Origin of the sequence: Streptomyces umbrinus (assembly GCF_030817415.1) — a bacterium.
GTDB classification, from domain to species: Bacteria; Actinomycetota; Actinomycetes; order Streptomycetales; family Streptomycetaceae; genus Streptomyces; species Streptomyces umbrinus_A.
The window spans coordinates 1930873-1951112 of the sequence record NZ_JAUSZI010000002.1 but is presented as its reverse complement, the minus strand read 5'-3'; the positions used below and the strand labels follow the sequence as shown (position 1 = coordinate 1951112).

General features: G+C 70.9%; 13 protein-coding genes and 2 pseudogenes. 8 read left to right on the top strand and 7 right to left on the bottom strand.

Annotation, left to right across the window (positions count from 1 at the left end; genetic code table 11):
* Positions 1 to 61: 61 nt before the first annotated feature.
* A complete protein-coding gene (locus tag QF035_RS09295) occupies positions 62 to 904 on the bottom strand; it encodes an SCO2400 family protein (RefSeq protein ID WP_307519531.1) in 843 nt (280 codons plus the stop codon).
* A 226-nt stretch (positions 905 to 1130) separates the two neighbouring features.
* Here QF035_RS09295 and QF035_RS09290 point away from each other — a divergent pair, with 226 nt between their 5' ends.
* Positions 1131 to 1256 (top strand): hypothetical protein, encoded by a 126-nt coding sequence (locus QF035_RS09290; RefSeq protein ID WP_307519530.1) that lies wholly within the window; start codon positions 1131 to 1133, stop codon positions 1254 to 1256.
* Between the two features lie 423 nt (positions 1257 to 1679).
* Entirely contained in the window at positions 1680 to 3527 is a 1848-nt protein-coding gene (locus QF035_RS09285) for an ABC transporter ATP-binding protein (protein WP_307519529.1), read from the top strand.
* An 18-nt stretch (positions 3528 to 3545) separates the two neighbouring features.
* On the opposite strand, the gene QF035_RS09280 is transcribed toward QF035_RS09285, so the two are convergent.
* Positions 3546 to 3977 (bottom strand): VOC family protein, encoded by a 432-nt coding sequence (locus tag QF035_RS09280; RefSeq protein WP_307519528.1) that lies wholly within the window; start codon positions 3975 to 3977, stop codon positions 3546 to 3548.
* Positions 3978 to 4211: 234 nt separating this feature from the next.
* On the opposite strand from QF035_RS09280, the gene QF035_RS09275 reads away from it, so the two are divergent.
* From QF035_RS09275 to QF035_RS09265, 3 genes and pseudogenes are all read left to right on the top strand, one after another.
* Complete coding sequence (locus tag QF035_RS09275) at positions 4212 to 5162, top strand: SDR family NAD(P)-dependent oxidoreductase (RefSeq protein WP_307519527.1); 951 nt, start codon at positions 4212 to 4214, stop codon at positions 5160 to 5162.
* A gap of 203 nt (positions 5163 to 5365) precedes the next feature.
* The gene (locus tag QF035_RS09270) at positions 5366 to 8740 is read left to right on the top strand and encodes a pyruvate carboxylase (protein WP_307531003.1); all 3375 of its coding nucleotides are present in this window, start codon (positions 5366 to 5368) and stop codon (positions 8738 to 8740) included.
* A gap of 726 nt (positions 8741 to 9466) precedes the next feature.
* Positions 9467 to 9886 (top strand): annotated as a pseudogene (locus QF035_RS09265) (amidohydrolase family protein); the annotation flags it as partial.
* Between the two features lie 186 nt (positions 9887 to 10072).
* Here the strand turns inward: QF035_RS09265 and QF035_RS09260 are convergent.
* The gene (locus QF035_RS09260; RefSeq protein ID WP_307519526.1) at positions 10073 to 11158 is read right to left on the bottom strand and encodes a T6SS phospholipase effector Tle1-like catalytic domain-containing protein; all 1086 of its coding nucleotides are present in this window, start codon (positions 11156 to 11158) and stop codon (positions 10073 to 10075) included.
* Between the two features lie 134 nt (positions 11159 to 11292).
* Between QF035_RS09260 and QF035_RS09255 the strand changes: the two genes are divergently transcribed.
* Genes QF035_RS09255 through QF035_RS09245 form a run of 3 tightly spaced genes read left to right on the top strand, consistent with a single transcriptional unit; the run spans position 11293 to position 14785 of the window.
* The gene (locus tag QF035_RS09255) at positions 11293 to 12465 is read left to right on the top strand and encodes a caspase family protein (protein WP_307519525.1); all 1173 of its coding nucleotides are present in this window, start codon (positions 11293 to 11295) and stop codon (positions 12463 to 12465) included.
* Positions 12462 to 13748, top strand: coding sequence for a hypothetical protein (locus tag QF035_RS09250; protein WP_307519524.1), 1287 nt, complete (start codon positions 12462 to 12464; stop codon positions 13746 to 13748). The genes QF035_RS09255 and QF035_RS09250 overlap by 4 nt, the downstream gene beginning before the upstream one ends.
* Positions 13745 to 14785: a ComEC/Rec2 family competence protein gene (locus QF035_RS09245; protein WP_307519522.1), complete on the top strand. Its 1041-nt coding sequence runs from the start codon at positions 13745 to 13747 to the stop codon at positions 14783 to 14785. The genes QF035_RS09250 and QF035_RS09245 overlap by 4 nt, the downstream gene beginning before the upstream one ends.
* Before the next feature lie 29 nt (positions 14786 to 14814).
* Here the strand turns inward: QF035_RS09245 and QF035_RS09240 are convergent, their stop codons facing one another.
* The 4 genes and pseudogenes from QF035_RS09240 to QF035_RS09225 form a co-directional block, all read right to left on the bottom strand.
* A complete protein-coding gene (locus tag QF035_RS09240; protein ID WP_055612524.1) occupies positions 14815 to 15342 on the bottom strand; it encodes an NUDIX hydrolase family protein in 528 nt (175 codons plus the stop codon).
* A 161-nt stretch (positions 15343 to 15503) separates the two neighbouring features.
* Entirely contained in the window at positions 15504 to 16568 is a 1065-nt protein-coding gene (locus QF035_RS09235; RefSeq protein WP_307519521.1) for an iron-siderophore ABC transporter substrate-binding protein, read from the bottom strand.
* Positions 16568 to 18487 carry an ABC transporter ATP-binding protein gene (locus QF035_RS09230; RefSeq protein WP_307519520.1) on the bottom strand — a complete coding sequence of 640 codons (1920 nt, stop codon included), beginning with the start codon at positions 18485 to 18487 and terminating at the stop codon, positions 16568 to 16570. The genes QF035_RS09235 and QF035_RS09230 overlap by 1 nt, the downstream gene beginning before the upstream one ends.
* Positions 18484 to 20178 (bottom strand): annotated as a pseudogene (locus QF035_RS09225) (ABC transporter ATP-binding protein). Before QF035_RS09225 ends, QF035_RS09230 begins: the two are co-directional and overlap by 4 nt.
* Positions 20179 to 20240 lie beyond the last annotated feature (62 nt).

The following is a 20240-nucleotide window of genomic DNA, read 5'->3' as shown; positions in this document are numbered from 1 at the left end:
CGGCCGAAGACTACGTCGACAGGAGCCGAGAGCGGTCGGTTCGCCGGTGAACTCGACGCCGTCAGCCGAGGCACACCACGAGCAGGCATATCTGCGACGGCGAGGTCGCGGTCGGCGCGGGGCTCGTCTGCGGCGGCTGCGAACTCGGCTCGGTGGCAGAGGGCGTGGGCGTCTGGCTGGGCTGCGCCTCGTTGCGGTCGGAGGCCGTGTCCTCCGCGGACGGGGAGGTCGTCTGCGGCTGAGGGGCCGACTCCTCGGTCGTCGTACCGCGCGGCGGGGCGGCCGAGTCGGGTCGCAGGTTCGAGGGCGTGCTCTGGGGCGGGGCGGCGGTGCGCTGCCGGCTGGGGCGCTCGGGCGCGGAGGACGTGGGGGAGGAGGCGCCCGAGTCGGGCCGCGTCCTGCTCGGCGGCGTGTACGGCGTCGACGGCTTCTCGGCGATGTCCGTATCCGTGCCCGTGGACTCGGGCGCCGTGGCCGCCTGTGCCCGGTCACCGGACTGCTGGTCCATCACGGACACCGTCAGGCCGCCTCCGACGAGTGCGACGGCGGTCGCCACCACGGCCCGGCGCTGGTTCTTCTTCCAGCGGGCCCGCTGGCGACGCCGTGCCGCCCGTCCCTGAGGGGCGGACGGCACGGGTACGAGGTCGTTGCCCGGACCGGTCCGCGGGTGCTCGCTCATGGCCGCCGTGATCGCTGCCCCGCCGGCCGTGGCGTGCGGCCGGTCGTCGTGCCATGTGTCCGCCGGGGCGGCATCCCGTGCGGGCGGTGTGCCCGCCCCCGTCGAGGTGGCCGGGACGGTGTGACCGCCGGCGGTGATCGGGGCGATGTCCGGGGCGTAGGCACCGCACCCTGGACACACCAGGGCGCCATTGAGATGCCGGCGGCAGGAGGAGCAGTAGTCCATCTGGGGTCTTCCTGGGTTGACGCACCGTCGACCCTCCGGGCCGCGGCCCGGACACGTTCGTACGTGGGATCGAGCGGCCAGCAACGCTAACGAGGCTTTCGAGGGACTGTGTGCAGTCCGTGTGAGACTCCTGCGCGGGTTCTCCGGGGGGTCTGTGGGTTACGGCGGTGTACTGCGCCCGGCCGGAGCGGGCTCACCGGGGGCCGTGCTCCGGTTGAACCGCTTCGTGTCCGTTGAGTGCCTCGGGCATCTGGCGCTGCGTCTGCTCGGCCACCGCGCGGGCTTCCTCCACGACGTCACCGCGCTCACGCACCAGGCTCTCGTAGACCGGCAGATGATCGTTTCGGGTTGAGCTGGGTATCACTGGGCTGGTCCTTCTTCGTGTCGTACCCGGATGAACGAGCGGTGTCGATACGGCCATTCAACCGGCCGGGCTGAGATTCGCACGCAATTATGCCCGCCAATTGGCGAGGCAATCCCGTGGCCCGGCCCGGTGGATAAATCGCGGCAGGCGGAACGCAATTGAGGAGAACGCGAAGTAATTCTGTGCCCGTGGTGAAAACATTCTGCAGTGGTCCATTCCGCGCGTGCCGTGTGTACCTGACCCGTCCCGGTGGCGGGGAGGGGGCGGCCACCCGGGCGTACCGGCGCGCACGCGGGCGTACGGGGGCGCACCGGTAGGGGCGGGCCAATGGCTGAGAAAAACGCTTGGACTCGGGGGGTGCCGTCGCGGGACGATTCGGTTCCAGTTGGCACACAACACCACAGGGTTGGAATGGAATCGCCCGAATCGCGAGAGGTTCCGCGGAGCAGGGGCTCGGTGCTCCTGGCACTCCGGTACTACGGACGGGAGTTGGCCCGGTTACGGTGGCTGACGGTACCCGCGATGCTGATGCCCGCACTGGGCAACATCGGCATCAACTACATTGCGCCGCTGATCGTCGCGAAGCTCGTCGGCCGCATCGCCGGTGACGCCGGTATCGACCTCGGCTCGACGCTGCCGTACGTTCTCGGCTTCGCCGGTGCCCTGCTGCTCGCGGAAATACTGTGGCGCATCGGCCTGCACTGTCTGAACCGCCTTGCCGCCCGCGGTATCGAGCGGCTGTACGTGGTCGGCATGGACGAGCTCTTCGCCAAGGACGCGGCGTTCTTCCACGACAACTTCGCCGGGGCGCTGACCAAGCGGGTGCTGAGCTTCGCCTCCCGCTTCGAGGAGTTCGTCGACACCCTGACGTTCCAGGTCGTGGCCAGTCTGGTGCCGCTCGTGTTCGGGTCGGTGGTGCTGTGGCGCTATGAACCGCTGCTCGTTGTGGGCCTGTTGACGATGATCGCGTTCACGGCGCTGCTCGTGGTGCCCCTCATCCGTCGCCGTCAGGCGCTCGTCGACAAGCGCGAGGAGGCGATCGCCAGGGTGGCGGGCCACGTCGCCGACAGCCTGATGAACATGGACACGGTCCGGGCGTTCGCGGCCGAGGAACGGGAGGCGGCCGAGCACCGCTCCCGCGTCGCGCAGTCGCGGCGGCTCACGCTGAGGTCGTGGGACTACGGCAACCTGCGCATCGACACGCTGGTCGCGCCCATGTCCGTACTGACCAACGCGCTCGGCCTGTTGCTCGCGGTCGCGCTCGGCGGGGGGCGGCTCGGCGTGGAGGCGGTCGTGGTCGCCTTCACGTACTACACGAACGCGACGCGGATCATGTTCGAGTTCAACCAGATCTACCGCCGCCTGGAGAGCGCGATGACGGAGGCCTCGCAGTTCACCGAACTGCTGCTGGCGCCGCCGACCGTGCTCGACCCGGCGACACCGGCGCCGCTGCCCGGGGCCGCCGACGTCCGCTTCGAGCAGGTGACCTTCGCCCACGGGGGCGCGGAGCCGCTCTTCGAGGACCTCGACCTGGCCGTGCCCAGTGGGACGAAGATCGGCCTCGTCGGACGGTCCGGCGGCGGCAAGACCACGCTCACCCGGCTGCTGCTGAGGATGACGGACATCGACGCCGGCCGGATCCTGATCGGTGGCCAGGACATCAGCAGGCTGCGCCAGGCCGACCTGCGCGGTCTGATCGCCTACGTACCGCAGGACCCGGCGATGTTCCACCGCACGCTGCGGGAGAACATCGCGTTCGCCCGGCCGGACGCCACCGACGCCGAGATCCGCCGGGCGGCCGAGGCGGCGCACGTCGCGGAGTTCGCCGACGCGCTGCCGGACGGCTTCGACACCATGGTGGGCGAGCGCGGTGTGAAGCTGTCCGGCGGACAGCGCCAGCGGGTCGCTCTCGCGAGGGCGATCCTGCGCGACGCGCCGATCCTGCTGCTCGACGAGGCAACCAGCGCGCTGGACTCCGAGAGCGAGATCCTCGTCCAGGAGGCGCTGTGGCGGCTCATGGAGGGGCGGACGGCGCTCGTGGTGGCGCACCGGCTGAGCACGGTCGCCACCATGGACCGACTCGTCGTCCTCGACCGCGGACGGATCATCGAGCAGGGCACGCACCAGGAGCTGCTCGCGTCGGAGGGCGCGTACGCGAAGCTGTGGCAGCACCAGTCGGGCGGCTTCCTCGACGAGGACGCCATCGACCCCCTCGACGACCCTCTCGACGGCAGCCCCGCCCGGGCCGACCTGCGCTGAACGCGAGCCGGTCGCGCGTCAGGCGGCGAAGACCTGGGAGTCGTCGGCGAACGCCTTGAACTCCAGGGCGTTGCCGGCCGGGTCGAGGAGGAACATCGTCCACTGCTCGCCGGTCTGCCCCTGGAAGCGGACGTAGGGCTCGATGACGAACTCTGCGTCCGCCGCGCGCAGCCGGTCCGCCAGCTGCTGGAACGCGGGGACCGTGAGGACCAGCCCGAAGTGCGGCACGGGTACGTCGTGGCCGTCGACCGGGTTGTGTATGCGCTGGGCGCGCTCCGGCGAGAGGTGCGTGACGAACTGGTGGCCGTGCAGGTTCCAGTCCACCCAGGTGTCCGAGCTGCGGCCCTGCTCCAGGCCAAGCACCTCACCGTAGAAACGGCGGGCGGCCGCCAGGTCGTCGACCGGCATGGCCAGGTGGAAGCGCGGGATCGGGGAGTCGAGAACGGTCATGGACGTCTCCTGCCTCTCAGCGACGCGGGTCCGGCCCCGCCTTCGAGGATTGTCCAGGGTCTCGTCAACGGTCCGGCTGCGGATGGGCAGCCGTGTCGCCAGCCTGTCGGCGACGGACGGCATCTGTCGGTGATCTGTCGGAGGCCGCCGGGATCTTGGGGATGTGGGCATCGGCCATGAACGCACGGCCCCCCACAAACACAGCCAGACCGTCCCGAACGCAAGGAGCCTGCCATGCCGTCCGCAGTCCAGTCCCTGCCGTGGTCCGTTCACCGGCCCCCGCGTGCCGACGGCAAGACCTTCCTGGTCACCGGCGGCAACGCGGGCATCGGGTACTTCGTCGCCGAGCAGCTCGCCGGCACCGGCGCCACGGTGGTGCTCGGCAGCCGCGACGCGGCCAGGGCCGAAGCGGCCATGGTCTCCATCCGCTCCCGTGTCCCCGACGCCCGCGTACGTCATCTGAGGCTGGACCTCGCCGACCTGCCCTCACTGCGGGCCTGTGTGGACGCGCTGGAGATGGACAGCCTGGACGCGGTGGTCCACAACGCCGGGGTCCTGATCGAAGAGCCGGAGCGCCGGGAGACCGCGGACGGCAACGAGTGGATGTTCGGCATCAACCACCTCGGGCACTTCGCGCTGACGGCATGGCTCGCGCCCCTGCTGGCGGCCGCGCCCGCCGGCCGCGTCGTCACCACCGGAAGCTTCACGGGCAAGTCCGTGCGGCTGGACCTCGCCGACCTGCAGAGCACCCGGGACTACCAGCCCAAGCGCACCTACTCCCGCTCCAAACTCGCGCAGATGCTCTTCGGCTTCGAGCTCGACCGCCGGCTGCGGGCCGCCGCGAGCACCGTGTCGAGCGTGGTGACCCACCCCGGCGGCGCGCTGGACTCCCTGACTCCCGAACGCGCGGATGTGCACCGGCGCACCACCGGTGAACGGCTGCGAGGCCTGCCCGCCGGTCTGCTCGTCCAGGGCAAGGAGCACGCCGCGTGGCCTGCCGTACGGGCCGTTCTCGACCCGTCCGTGAGCGGCGGGCAGCTGTGGGGGCCCCGGGTGTTCGGCCTGCGAGGCGTGCCCAGACTCGAACCGGTCGGCGACCGGCTGGCCGACCGGGACGCCGCGGCACGTCTGTGGGAGGCCAGCCGCGACCTGACCGGGGTCGATCCCATCTTCGGGCCCGCGTGACTGTGCACCCCGTAACTGGGTAGCCGCCCGACCGCTCAAGGAGTTCGTCGGTGGCCCGCGAGGCCGGCCAGTGGAGGTCTTGGCCGGGTACCCGGCTGCTCCGCGGGCCGGAGGCGCCCGGACGAGTGGCCCGGCTCACATGGCGCGGGGCGGGCGGGGCCGACACGATGGTGCGCGTCACCGGGCAGGCTGAAGGGATCCAAATGTTCCGCAAGGTGCTGGTCGCCAACCGTGGTGAGATCGCTATTCGCGCGTTCCGCGCCGGCTATGAGCTGGGCGCGAGGACCGTGGCCGTCTTCCCGCACGAGGATCGCAATTCACTGCACCGGTTGAAGGCGGACGAGGCTTATGAGATCGGGGAGCCGGGACACCCGGTGCGGGCCTACCTCTCCGTCGAGGAGATCGTCCGCGCGGCGCAGCGGGCGGGAGCGGACGCGGTCTACCCGGGATACGGCTTCCTGTCCGAGAACCCCGACCTGGCGCGCGCCTGCGAGGAGGCCGGCATCACCTTCGTCGGCCCGAGCGCGGACACGCTGGAGCTGACCGGCAACAAGGCGCGCGCGGTGGCCGCCGCCCGTGCGGCCGGCGTACCGGTGCTCGGCTCCTCGGAACCCTCCACCGACGTGGACGAACTCGTCCGCGCCGCCGAGGACATCGGCTTCCCGGTCTTCGTCAAGGCCGTCGCGGGCGGTGGCGGGCGTGGCATGCGGCGGGTCGAGGAGCCCGCCCAGCTCCGCGAGTCCATCGAGGCGGCGTCCCGCGAGGCGGCGTCCGCGTTCGGCGACTCCACGGTCTTCCTGGAGAAGGCCGTCGTCGAACCCCGCCACATCGAGGTGCAGATCCTCGCGGACGGGGAGGGCAATGTCATCCACCTCTTCGAGCGCGACTGTTCGGTGCAGCGCCGCCACCAGAAGGTGATCGAGCTCGCCCCGGCGCCGAACCTCGACCCCGAGCTGCGCGACCGGATCTGCGCCGACGCCGTACGGTTCGCCCGGGAGATCGGCTACCGCAACGCGGGCACCGTGGAGTTCCTCCTCGACCGCGAGGGCAACTACCACTTCATCGAGATGAACCCGCGCATCCAGGTCGAGCACACGGTGACCGAGGAGGTCACCGACGTCGACCTCGTGCAGTCGCAGCTGCGTATCGCCTCCGGCCAGACGCTGGCCGACCTCGGACTCTCGCAGGAGACCGTCACCCTGCACGGCGCCGCACTCCAGTGCCGGATCACCACCGAGGACCCGGCCAACGGCTTCCGCCCCGACACCGGCAGGATCAGCGCCTACCGCTCACCCGGCGGCTCCGGTATCCGGCTGGACGGCGGAACCACCCACGCCGGTACGGACATCAGCGCGCACTTCGACTCGATGCTGGTCAAGCTCACCTGCCGGGGACGCGACTTCGGCACCGCGATCGGCCGGGCCCGGCGTGCTGTGGCCGAGTTCCGCATCCGCGGCGTGGCCACCAACATCCCCTTCCTGCAAGCGGTGCTGGACGACCCGGACTTCCGGGCCGGCCAGGTCACGACGTCGTTCATCGAGAAGCGTCCGCACCTCCTCACCGCCCGCCACTCCGCCGACCGCGGTACGAAGCTGCTCACCTACCTCGCCGACATCACGGTGAACAAGCCGCACGGTGAGCGGCCCGAGCTGAGCGACCCCGTCACCAAGGTCCCGTCCGTGTCGGCCACGGAGCCGCCCGCCGGGTCCCGGCAGCGGCTCGTCGAACTCGGCCCCGAGGGCTTCGCCCGGTGGCTGCGCGAGTCACCGGCCATCGGCGTCACCGACACCACGTTCCGCGACGCCCACCAGTCGCTCCTCGCCACCCGGGTCCGTACCAAGGACATGCTCGCCGTCGCGCCCGTCGTGGCGCGGACCCTGCCCGAGCTGCTGTCCCTGGAGTGCTGGGGCGGCGCCACCTACGACGTCGCGCTCCGCTTTCTCGCAGAGGACCCCTGGGAACGCCTGGCCGCACTCCGCGAGGCCGTGCCGAACATCTGTCTGCAAATGCTGCTGCGTGGCCGCAACACCGTGGGATACACGCCGTACCCGACCGAGGTGACCGACGCCTTCGTCCAGGAGGCCGCGGCGACCGGCATCGACATCTTCAGGATCTTCGACGCGCTGAACGACGTCGGGCAGATGCGCCCTGCGATCGACGCCGTACGCGAGACGGGAACGGCGATCGCCGAGGTCGCCCTCTGCTACACCTCCGACCTGTCCGACCCGTCCGAGCGGCTCTACACCCTGGACTACTACCTCCGCCTCGCCGAACAGATCGTCGAGGCGGGGGCCCACGTCCTCGCCGTCAAGGACATGGCGGGCCTGCTGCGCGCCCCGGCCGCCGCGACCCTCGTGTCGGCGCTGCGCCGCGAGTTCGAGCTGCCGGTGCACATCCACACCCATGACACCGCGGGCGGTCAGCTCGCCACCTACCTCGCCGCGATCCAGGCCGGTGCGGACGCGGTCGACGGCGCGGTGGCCTCGATGGCGGGCACCACTTCGCAGCCCTCGCTGTCGGGCATCGTGGCCGCGACCGACTACACCGAGCGGTCCACCGGGCTCAGCCTCCAAGCCGTGGGCGACCTGGAGCCTTACTGGGAGAGCGTCCGCAAGATCTACGCGCCCTTCGAGGCGGGGCTTGCCGCGCCGACCGGGCGGGTCTACCACCACGAGATCCCCGGCGGGCAGCTCTCCAACCTGCGCACCCAGGCGGTCGCGCTCGGCCTCGGCGACCGCTTCGAGGAGATCGAGGCGATGTACGCCGCCGCCGACCGCATCCTCGGCCATCTGGTGAAGGTCACCCCTTCGTCGAAGGTGGTCGGTGACCTGGCTCTCCACCTGGTGGGCGCCGGCGTGTCGCCGACGGACTTCGAGGCGACGCCGAACAGGTTCGACATCCCCGACTCCGTCATCGGCTTCCTCCGCGGCGAACTGGGCAACCCGCCCGGCGGCTGGCCCGAGCCGTTCCGCACCAAGGCACTGGAGGGCCGCGCCGCCCCCAAGCCCGTCGAGGAACTGACCGCGGACGACCGCGAGGGGCTGGTGAAGGAGCGCCGGGCGACACTCAACCGGCTGCTGTTCCCCGGCCCGACGCGTGAGTTCGAGACACACCGCCAGACCTACGGCGACACCAGCGTGCTGGACAGCAAGGACTTCTTCTACGGGCTGCGCCCCGGGAAGGAGTACGCGGTCGACCTCGAACAGGGTGTGCGGCTGCTCATCGAGCTGGAGGCCGTGGGCGAGGCCGACGAACGCGGTATGCGTACGGTGATGTCCGCCCTGAACGGCCAGTTGCGGCCCATCCAGGTGCGCGACACCTCGGTGGCCTCCGACGTCCCGGCGACGGAGAAGGCCGACCGGGCCAACCCAGGCCATGTCGCGGCGCCGTTCGCCGGAGTCGTGACGCTCGCGGTCGCCGAGGGTGACGAGGTGGCGGCCGGTGCCACGGTGGCCACCATCGAGGCCATGAAGATGGAGGCCGCGGTCACCGCCTCGAAGGCCGGAACGGTGTCCAGGCTGGCCATCAACAAGATCCAGCAGGTGGAGGGCGGCGACCTGCTCGTCGAGATCGGCTGACCCTCCCGGCGGTTCCGGCCGAACGGTTCGGAGAGTTCGAAGGGTCCGGAGGGAGTTGAGGGGTCCCGGGAGGCGGTTCGCCCCCCCCCGGGGCCCCTGTTGCGTTCTTTCGCGATCTGTTTCCCTCCGACATGCTGAGGGTCTGCCACCGTCGCTGCACGTCCTTGCACAGTCCTGTCCGAGGCGAAGCCGGAGCAGTGAGATGAGCGACGAAGGCGACCCCTTGCACGGCACGGGTGCCCGAGCTGATCGAGCGGTTCGGCGTCACCTCGTTCAAGGTGTTCATGTTCTACGGCAGTCATGGTCCGCACGGCAGATCGGCCGACCAGAACGCGTTCCTGATGATCCCCGAGGACGAGCGGTACGACTACGCGCACTTCGAGTTCGTGATGCGCGGGGTACAGGCCGCCCGCGAGCGGTTTCCCGAACTCGCCGACGAGATCTTCCTGTCCCTGCACTGCGAGACCGCCGAGATCATGACCGCGTACACCAAGCTGGTCGAGGAGGCGGGCGAGCTGACCGGGCTCGCCGCCTACAGCGCCTCCCGGCCGCCGCACTCCGAGGGGCTCGCGGTCTCCGTCGCCGCCTACCTCGCGCACGAGACCGGGCTGCCGACGATCAACCTGCTGCATCTGTCGTCCCGCAAGGCGGTGGACGCGGCCGTGCGGATGAGCCGGGCGTTCCCGCACATCGACTTCCGACGCGAGGTCACCGTCGGACATCTGCTTGCCGACATCACCACCGCGCACGGCCTCGGCGGCAAGGTCAACCCGCCGCTGCGGCCCCGCGACGACGTCGAAGCGCTGTGGGAGTACGTGCTCGACGGCACCGGCGACCGGGTCGTCAGCGATCACGCGTGCTGCCGCGAGGAGGCGAAGTTCGGCGAGCCCAAGGACGACGTGTTCCTCGCCAGGTCGGGGTTTCGGCGGAGCCGAGTACCTCCTCCCCGGCCTGATCACCGAGGGCACCAGGCGCGGCCTGTCCCTGGGCCGGATCTCGGCGCTGACCTCCTGGAACCCGGCCCGCCGCTACGGGCTGCGCACCAAGGGAACCCTCGCACCCGGCTTCGACGCCGACATCGCCCTGGTCGACCCGGACCGTACCTGGACCGTGCGCGCCGCCGAGTCCGAGTCGGCGCAGGAGTACACCCCGTTCGAGGGCTTCGAGCTGACCGCCCAGGTCACGGACACCTTCCTGAGAGGCCATCACATCCTGCGGACGGGCAAGATATCTGGCGAGCCCATGGGGGCGTACCTACACCGCCCTGTGGGTGGGGGGGCACTGCGGGCGGTGAACCTGTGGGGATCACTGCCGGGCGGTGAGCCAGGAGGGTCACTCCCGGGCAGTGAGCCAGCCGGCGTCCGCCCAGAGGGCCGTCGGCGGGATCCGGTCCGCGTAGGCGGCGTCCTTCTCCAACCGCGCGCGGACGCTCTCGTGCACGTGCGCGCCCTGGGGGAGTCCGCGACGCCGGTAGGTGAGCAGAGCCCAGATCCAGCCCATCCGGTGCACCTTGCCCAGGGCGTCCTCGGGCACGAGGGTCACCTCGCGCTCGTAGGCCCGGGGCTTCAGGAGGAGACGCGCATCGGGCTCGCCGTCCCGCGCTTCGAGGGCGCCGTCCACGACCCACTTGAGGGCGATCGTGGGGAGCCGGGGATCGTCGTCGAAGGTTCCGCCGATGTCGGAATGGACCCCGGCGAACCACACCTGCTCGACCGTCGACGGCACGGCGGCCCGCTTCCTGTCCCCGTCGGCGGGGGTGACGAGGTACTCGCGGTAGGGCCTGCGCTTCTCGTCGATGGACACGGCGTGGCGGATGCGGCGGACGTTCGGAGCCTGACGGGTGTACGGCCAGCGCAGGTTCCAGCGCAGGAGGCCCGCGGCCTTCACGGAGTCCCAGATCCCCAGGTACTCGACGCGGATGCCGACCCGCCCGTCGACCGCGTTGCTGAACGCGCCCGCGAATCGGTGGAGTTGGTCCCAGTCCTCCCGCGTCCAGTCCTTGTTCCTCGCGTAGACGGACACGGCGTACGGGACGAGGTTCTCCATGCCGGGCCGCATCAGACCGACCGCCTTGAGCATGCCCACCAGGGCACGGGCCGTGTAGGCGCCGCGGCTGAAGCCGAACACGTAGATGCGGTCGCCCGGTTGGTAGTGCCGCATCAGATAGGTGTAGGCCTCGGCGAGGTTGGTCCGCATTCCGGAGCCGAAGGCGAGACCGAGGAGTTTCGACAGATGCCGGCCCACAGGTGTCCAGGCACCCGCGGCAGAGAACGTGCCGACACCGGGGTCGTAATAGGCGATCTGCCGGGCGGGATCGGTGAGGTCCAGCATTTCGTAGAGCCGGACGACATTGGTGTTCCCTTTCGCCTTCAACTGATTGCCCGTGCCGTCCAGACAGACGACGAGATTCTTGGCCATGGGGGGCCTCACGTTCACCGAGGAACACGGTCACTGCTGATATATCGGGACACATTGGATGTCTCAGGAATATAATAGGGAAAATGCTGCCTTCGGGCATGCTCCGGCGCGGTAGTAGGGGTTCCGGAGGATCCATGGCCGGTTCCGTGGTCCACCTCGATGAGCACGCCGGTTCTCCGTGCACCCACGCACTGGTCATCGGCGTCGGCAAGTATCCCCACCTCGCCGGTGGCGAGGCACCGGTCGCCGATTCCGACGGAATGCGGCAGCTCAGTTCGCCGCCCATCTCCGCCCGTACGCTCGCGACCTGGCTGCTGGCCGAGTACCACGACCCCGGGCGACCGCTCGGCAGCGTCGCCCTGCTGCTCAGCGAGGAGACGCCGGCCCCGTTCGTGAACCCCCGCACCCAGCAGGCCCACCAGGTCGAGACCGCCACCATCGACAACATCCTCACGGCGGTCACCCAGTGGTACGACCGCGGCGACAGCCATGTCGACAACCGGCTCGTCTTCTACTTCTGCGGCCACGGCGTCTCGCAGGGCGACGACATGGCGCTCCTGGCCGCGGACATCTTCGCCGACGAGCACAACCCCCTCAACAGCGCACTGGACTTCGCGGGCCTGATGAACGGCCTCAAGCGGTGCAAGGCGAGCGAGCAGGTGTTCTTCGTCGACGCCTGCCGGTCCAACTCCGATGTCCTCATCGAGCGTTCGGGCGCCCGGTTCGCGGGGCGCTCGCCGCTCGGCGCGGGGACGCGGCCCCTCGATCTCCCCCGCCGCTTCCACATCCCGTACTACGCCACCCTGTCCGGCGACCGCTCGCACGCGCGGCCCGGTCAGGTGAGCCTGTTCACCGAGGCCCTGCTGAAGAGCTTCTCCGGCGCCGCGAGCGACGATCCCGAGGGCGACTGGCGGGTCGACACCTCCGACCTGCTGAAGGCCATCGACCACTTCATGCGTCAGCCGCGGTTCGCCGGGGCGGTCGCGGGCGTCCAGGTCCCCTCGGTCGGCGAACTGCCCGTGTTCGTCCTCCATCAGCTGGACGGCCCGCCGGTCGTCCCGGTGTACGTCGGCTGCGATCCCGCCGAGGACAACGCCGAGGCCGAGTTCGTCTGCCGTGAAGACGGTCTCGAACGGCTGCATCGGGCCGCGGGCGACGTCGACGGCGAGGACCCCCAGAGGGAGTGGGCCATCGAACTGCGCTTCGGGGACTACGACTTCGAGGCCAGACTCGGCGACCAGGACGTGCGGACGAAGTCCGTCACCGTACGTCCGGTGTTCCGCCGCGTGAAGTTGGAGAAGCCATGAGCGCGGGCCTGAGCGTGAACGTCGAGCTGAGCCTCCACGAAGCCGACCTCGCCGACGGGGCGAAGGTGGTCGGCAACATCTACCCGTCCGAGGGCAGCGGCCCGGGTCACCGCGCCGTCCTCTTCCCCTGCGGGACCACGGCACCTCCGGCGCGGTTCGAGGTCGACCCCGGCCACTACATCGTGTCCGCCACACTGCCCTCCGGGGTCGTGCTCTCCAAGGACGCCGAGGTGGCGGACGGCGAGGAGATGCAGGTGACGCTCCGCCCGGCGGCCTCGCCCTTCGAGTCGCACTCCTGGCAGCACCTGATGGGCAACATCGAGTCCTACGGGGCCTACCACGACGGGCTCACGATTCCCGTACCCCGCTCCCTGGGCTCGCGGTCCGGGACCTGGGAGCGCGGCGCGTTCATCGAACCCGGACACGCGGCCTGGGTCGGCGACCCGAAGCCGACGAGCTGGCAGTTCCCGTCGATGCTCCGGCTGACCGACGGGCCCGCGAAGCAACTGGTCCCGTTCGAGATCGCCCGCTCCGAACCGCACACCGTCGCCAGTCTCGAACTGGGCGACGCCGCCGCCCGGCTGTACCGCTTCGGCGAGCACGGCCCGGTCGACGAGCGGGGCGGCCGCACGCTCGACGTGCCCCTGGGTCCACGCCAGTTCCTGGTCGTCTCGCTGGCCGGCACCGAGTACGTCGTCACCCTGCCCGCCCCCTGGGGTGACGCGCAGGTCGAGGTCCTCGTCAACGAACGGCAGAGCCCGACCGGCAGCGCCGTCTCGGTGTCCGTACGGGACAGCCGGGTGGGGCCCGCCCTGGCGTACATGGCCCGGGGCGCCTTCGACGCGGCGGCGACGCTGGTCAGGGACGCGGAGACCATGCTCTACGACGGCAGGATGACCAACCCGCTCGCGGCGGTGGCGGGCGCCTATGTACTCGTCGGCAGCGAGCTGACCGAGCGGCCGCACCGCTGGGACCCTTGGCTGTCCCGGCTGCGGCACGAGTTCGACTGGTTGAGCGACGGATCCCTGCTGTGGGCCATGCGGCATCTGCGCCGGGCCCACACCGAGCCGGAGCGGGAGGCGGCGCGGGACGCCCTGGTCGAGGCCTTCGACCGCGGAGTGCCCGTCTTCACCCTGGGGCTGAGCCGCCTCATCCACGGGCTCTCCGAGTTCCCCGACGACCCCGGGTGCGCCGCGCGGCTCGAACAGGCCCGCCGCCTGTCGTGGCGCGTCGACATGCGCGAGCCGTTCGTGATCGTCGCTCTGCGAGGGAGACAGCAATGATCCGGTTCACGATGATGCCCGGCGAGGACGGCGACTGCCTGCTCCTGGAGTACGGCGACGGCGGCTTCGTACGCCGGATCCTCGTCGACGGCGGCCGCTCGGGCACGTATCCGCTGATCAAGCCCACGCTCGCCGGGCTCGACGGTCAGGTCGACGTCCTCGTCGTCACCCATGTCGACCAGGACCACATCCTCGGCGTGCTCGCCCTGCTGGACGACCTCGACCGGTCGGTGGAGTTCGGGGACGTGTGGTTCAACGGCTTCGACCACCTCCTCGACACCGAGGGGTTCGGCGCCCAGGACGGGGAGAAGCTCACCAGCGTCCTGCTGGAACAGAAGGTGCCGTGGAACGACGCGTTCGGCGGACGCAGTGTCGAGGTCGGCCGGGAACTGGCGTGGTTCGACGACGGATCCACGATGGACGTGCTCTCACCCGACCGCAGGCAGTTGGAGAAGCTGGCGCCGGCCTGGACCGCGGAATGCGCCAGACACGGTCTGATCCCCGGCCGGGATCCCGAGGAGAACGCCCCGGTCCCGGGCTTCGAGCACTTCGGCGGCGTGAACGTGGACCGGCTGGCCGCGTCGGTGTTCAAGCCCGACACGTCGAAGACGAACGTGTCGAGCATCGGTCTGCTCTTCGAGTTCGAGGACAAGCGGGTCGTCCTCACCGGTGACGCCGACGACCGCCGGCTCGTGGCGTCGATACGGCCCCGGGCCGAGGCGGAGGGCGGACGGATGCACGTCGACCTCCTCAAGGTCGCCCACCACGGCAGCGACCACAACCTCTCGAACGAACTGCTCGACCTGATCGACTGCGACCGCTACCTGATATCGACCAGCGGCGCGCGGCACGACCACCCCAACGAGATCGCGATCGCCCGGATCCTCAAGCACGGCGGAGCCGAGAAGGAACTCGTCTTCAACTACCGCGACCGTGCGGCGCTGTGGGACGTCACGGGCCTGAAGGATCGCTTCGGCTACACCGTGACCGCCCCGGCACCGGACGAGCCGGACGGGTTCGTCGCTCTCGAACTCTGAGAACTCCGGGGCAGGACGGGCGCCCGTCGTCAGGACAGGTGGCCGATGTGCGCGAGGGCCTGCTTGAGGAGGGCTCCGGTGCCGCCCGGCATCTCGTTGATGACCACGGGCGACGCGGCCTCCTCGGGGCTGAACCAGACCAGGTCGAGAGCGTCCTGCCGCGGGCGGCAGTCACCGGACACCGGGACGATGTAGGCGAGGGACACCGCGTGCTGGCGGGGGTCGTGGAACGGCGTGACCCCGAGCGTCGGGAAGTACTCGGCGACGGTGAAGGGCTGCAGCGAGGCCGGCACGCGGGGGAGTGCGACCGGGCCGAGGTCCTTCTCCAGGTGGCGCAGCAGGGCGTCCCGCACCCGCTCGTGGTGCAGCACCCGGCCGGAGACGAGCGCGCGGCTGACCGTCCCGTCCGACCCGATGCGGAGCAGCAGTCCGATGCTGGTGACTTCGCCGCTGTCGTCGACGCGGACAGGTACGGCCTCCACGTACAGGATCGGCATGCGTGCGCGCGCCTGCTCCAGTTCGTCGTGTGGGAGCCAGCCGGGCGTGGTTTCGGTCATGTCAGACATTGGTTGATCATACTTTCAGCGTCTCCAGTAGCGAGCGTGTCGCGTGACACAGCCGGGGCCGAGGTCACACGCGCGACACGGCAGGACCGGGGTCACGGTCCGCCCGTGGCCCGGCCCTCTGTATACATCCGCCGGGTTCCCCGCGGACGTCGTCAGGACGTCGGCTCGGTGACCTTCGTGGCCGTGTCGCCGTCGACCGCCGCGCCGAGCGGGGGGACCAGACGCTCCAGCATGTACGGCAGGCTCAGCACCGACACGAACGAGACGGCGTTGCCGTAGTCGCTCGACTCCTTGACGAAGACCTCACGCCCCTGCTTCACCACGTTCAGGTCGGCGTAGAGGGCGTTCTTGTGGAGCGTGGCCGCGTCCTTGGCCGTGTCGCCGACGATCCACACGATCGCGTCGGTGTCCAGCAGGCCGGTGCGCTCCTTGCTGATGTTGGCCCCGAACTCGTCACCGATGACCTTGTCCAGGTCCTTCGGCAGCTCGAAGCCGAGGTCGGTCAGGATGCGCGAGCGCGGATCCTGGCTGCCGTAGACGAAGATGCCCTCGTACGGGGTCGCCATCACGCCGGTGGACTCGGCGAACTCCGGATTGTCCTCGGCCGTGGCCGCGATGTCGTCCTGGACGCCCTTGACCAGGTCCTTGGCCTTGCTCTCCCGGCCGAGTGCCTTGCCGATGGTCTCGGTCTGCTTCTGCCACGGCACACCGAAGTCGTTGTACTCCTTCGGCTGGGCCACGACCGGGGCGAACTTCGACAGGGTCGTGTACTGGTCCTTCGTCAGACCGCTGTAGACCGCGAGGATCAGATCGGGCCGGAGAGCTGCGATCTTCTCCGTCCGCGGGCCCGTGCCGGTGTCCTTCAGCACGGTCGGAGCCTCGGCGCCGCCCAGTTTGCCGGCGGCCCAGGGGCCGATGGCGCCCTTGTAGTCGCCGAGCCACTGGGTGGTGGCGACGGGCACCTTGCCCAGCGCGAGCACGGGGTCCTGGTCGGTCAGCCCGACCGTGACGATCCGCTTCGGCTCGGACTTGACGGTGGTGCTGCCGTACTTGTGGGCGATGGTCACCGGGAAGGCGCCGTTCGCGGACGTGGACGAGTCCGGGCCCGCCTCGGAGCTGTCGTCCTCGGAGCCGCAGGCCGCGGCGGTGGTGAAGAGGAGGAGTGCCGACGCGAGCGCCGCGACGAGGCGTGTGCCTCTTCTGGAAGAGCCGGGCATCAGTGGTCCTTCAGGGTGGTGGTGTCAGGGCGGTGGTGCGTGGGGGTCTGGTCGGCCGTGGTGCGGGTGCCGGACCACGCCTCCCACAGGGAGGCGTAGACGCCGGCCGCTGTGCACAGCTCGTCGTGGGTGCCGCTCTCCACGATCCGGCCGCCGTCCATGACGACGATCCGGTCCGCGGTGGCGGCCTGGGTGAGGCGGTGCGCGACGACGAGCGCGGTACGGCCGTCCACCGCCCGGTCCGCCGCCTGCTCCAGAAGACGGGCACCGGTGCTCCCGGCCTCGGCCGTCGCCTCGTCCAGCACGGCCACCGGCGGATCGGCCAGCATGAGCCGCGCCAGGGCGAGTTGCTGGACCTGCGCGGAGGTGAGGCGGTGTCCGCCCTCGCCGACGACTGTGCCCAGGCCCTCCGGCAGTGCCTCGACCCAGTCGAGAGCGGCCACCGGGGTCAGTGCCGTGCGCAGTTCGTCGTCCGTGGCGTCCGCCCGCGCCAGGCGCAGATCGTCCGCGAGCGGCCCGGCGAAGACGTGCGTCTCCTGGGTGACGAGCGCGACCGGCACCCCGTCGCCGGACTCCCGAGCGCCGTTCGTCGTCACCCGCACCGAGCCGGCCGTCGGACTGTGCACGCCCGCGATGAGCTTGGCGAGGGTGGTCTTGCCCGCGCCGCTCGGGCCGACCAGGGCCACCCGCTCGCCTGCCCGCAGTGTGAGGTTCACGTCGTGCAGGACGGGGCGGCCCGGCTCGTACGCGTGATGGATGCCCGTCACGGTGACCGTGCCGCCCGCCTCCGTGGTCCGGGGCCGCGACTCGTGGGCCTGCTTCTCCGGTTCGGGCTTCTCCGCTTCGGGCGACGTCTGGTCGGCGACTCCGACCAGACGGGCCAGCGCCGCGGTCGCCGACTGTGCGTCGTCCAGGAGGACCAGCGCCGCGTTGACCGGCGTGAACAGGCTGTGGAAGTAGAGCGCGGCGGCTGTCGCCGTGCCGATGGACACCGACCCGCCGCGCACGAGCAGGAACCCGGTGACGAGGACGGCCGCGAGCCCCGCGTACTCGGCGATGTGCAGCCGGTTGTAGAAGTCCAGCACCAGCCGCACGCCACGCAGCGTCAGTTCGACCGCCGCCGACGACCGCCGGGTCACCCGCTCGGTGTGCTCCTCCTCCAGCCGGAACGCCCGTACGGTGCCGGCGCCCGCGATGGTGTCCAGGAGCTGCTGTTGCTGTGACCCGGTGGCGATCCGCTGCCGGGCGTAGAGCGGCACGGCGTTGCGTACGTACCACCGCGCGGTGGAGGCCTGGACGGGCACCGTGATGAGCGCGGCGAGGAAGAACCGCCAGTCCAGGGCCGCCATCGCGGCCAGGGTCAGTGCGATGGCCAGCACGGAGCGGGCCAGTTCGGGCAGCGCGTCGCGTACCGCCTCGCCCACCACCGACACGTCACGGGTGACCCGCGCGGTGAGGTCTCCGGCGCCAGCCTTCTCGACCTGTTCCAGGGGCAGCCGCAGCGCCTTCTCCACGAACCGTTCGCGCAGCCGCGCCAGTACGGTCTCGCCGAGCCGGGAGACGAGGGACAGGCCCAGCGCGGTGGTCGCGCCCTGGGTGAGGGCGACCAGGACCAGCAGGACGACCGGGAGGGTGATGTCTCCCGGCGGACGGTGGTCGGCGACGATGTCCACGATGCGGCCAAGGAGCGGCTGGACCAGCAGGCCCACACCGGTGGCCACGATCATCGTCGCGAAGCCGGCGACCGTCAGGCCCCGGCGCGGACGGACGAGTTCGCGGACCGCGGCACGGGTGCGTGACGGGGGCGCGGTGGGCAGCAGCTCGCGGCCGGCGGGCTCCGAGCCGAAGTCGCGCTCCGAGCCGTCGTCGGGGACCGCGCCGGTCGGGCCCGTGTGTGGTGTGCTGGGGGAGTCGCTCATGCCAGCACCGCCGCGCGGTAGGTCTCGTGACGGGCTATGAGGCCGGCGTGCGGGGCGGTGTCCGTGACCCGGCCGTCGTCGAGCAGCACCACCCGGTCGGTGACGGAGAGCAGCGCGGGACTCGTGGTCACGAGGACCGTGGTGCGGCCCTTGCGGATCTCCCGGATGCCGGACGCGATGCCCGCCTCGGTCACCGCGTCGACCGCGGTGGTCGGATCGTGGATCACCAGGACGGGCCGGTCGGCCGCCAACGCACGGGCCAGGGCGACCCGTTGGCGCTGTCCGCCCGAGAGCGAGCGGCCGCGTTCACTGACCGCCGTGTCCTCGCCGTCGGGGAGAGTCCCGGCGACCTGTGCCATCCCGGCCGCGGTCATCGCGGGCTCGGGATCGGCGGAGCCGGGGGCGACGGCGGTGACGTTGTTGCGGACCGTGCCCTCGAAGAGGTCCGCGTCGTGCTCGGCCACCAGCATCGCCGTACGCAACTCGGCCGGGTCCAGGTCCCGCAGGGGCACGCCGTCCAGCTCGACCGTGCCGCTGTCGGGGTCGGCCCGCCGGGCCAGGCAGCGCAGGAGGTCGGTGGCGTGCGCGGGGTCGGTCGCGACCACGCCGAGCAGTTCGCCGGACGCGATGTCCAGGTCCACCTCGCGCAGGCCGCCGTGACTGACGCCGGTCAGCCGCACGGCGCCGCGCACCGGCTGGGCCAGGCTCCGGTCTCCGGCCGTGACGGTGTGCGGGGTCGCCAGCAGCTCCGCGATCCGGGTGGCCGAGGCGCGTCCCTGGGCGAGCCCGGCGTTGACCCACGCGAGTACCTGAAGCGGTCCGAGCAGGAAGAGCGCGAGCCCCACCGCCGACACCAACTGGCCCAGGCTGATGCTGCCCTGCGCGGCCAGCCGCCCGCCGACCAGCGCGACGAGGGCGATCAGTCAGCCCGTGAGCGAGATCACCATGCCGTTCTGGAAGGCCTGTGCGCGAGCGGCCTTGAGGGTGGCCTGCAGCGAGTCGCGGCTGGTGGTGCGGTAGCGGGCGATGGCCGTCGACTCGCCGCCGATGCCCTTGAGGATGCGCAGTCCGGCCACCAGGTCGGCGGCGACGGCCGAGGCGTGCGCCGCGCGCTCCTGCTCGGCCTCGCTGCGGGTCTCCAGCGGCTTGCTCAGCAGATGTCCGAGCCAGAGCAGCACGGGTGTGCCGAGCAGGACGACCAGGCCGAGCGTCACCGACGTACGCAGCAGGACGACGGCGGTGGTGAGGATGCCGACCAGGGCCGAAATCCCGTACATGACCGCCATGTTGACGGCGCCGACGCGCTTGGCGTCCTCGGTGGCGATGTTGGCAAGGGCGCCGGGCAGCCGGCCTTCCTCGGCCCCGCCGCCGGGATGCAGTACCCGCTGTACGAGGGCGATGCGCAGGGCGTGTTCGGCCCGTACGGCGGAGCGGTCGCCGGACCAGGCGCCGAAGCGCCAGCTCAGTGCCAGCGCCACGTAGACCACGGCGAGGACGCCGAGCCACAGGACGAGGGCGCCGGTGTCGGACCTGGTGACGGCCCGGTCGATGACCAGGCCGATGAGGACCGGAACCAGCGCCTCGCCCAACTGGTGCCCGGAGCCGAGGAGCGAGCCGAGGGCGACGTCCCGCCGCTGCCCCCTGACCGATTCCCGCAGGACGTCCCGCCCCGTCGGACATGAAGGACTCACCCGTATCCCTCCGGGATCGAACGCGGAAAAGTTAGGTGAGGCTACCTTAAGTTAATAGGCGC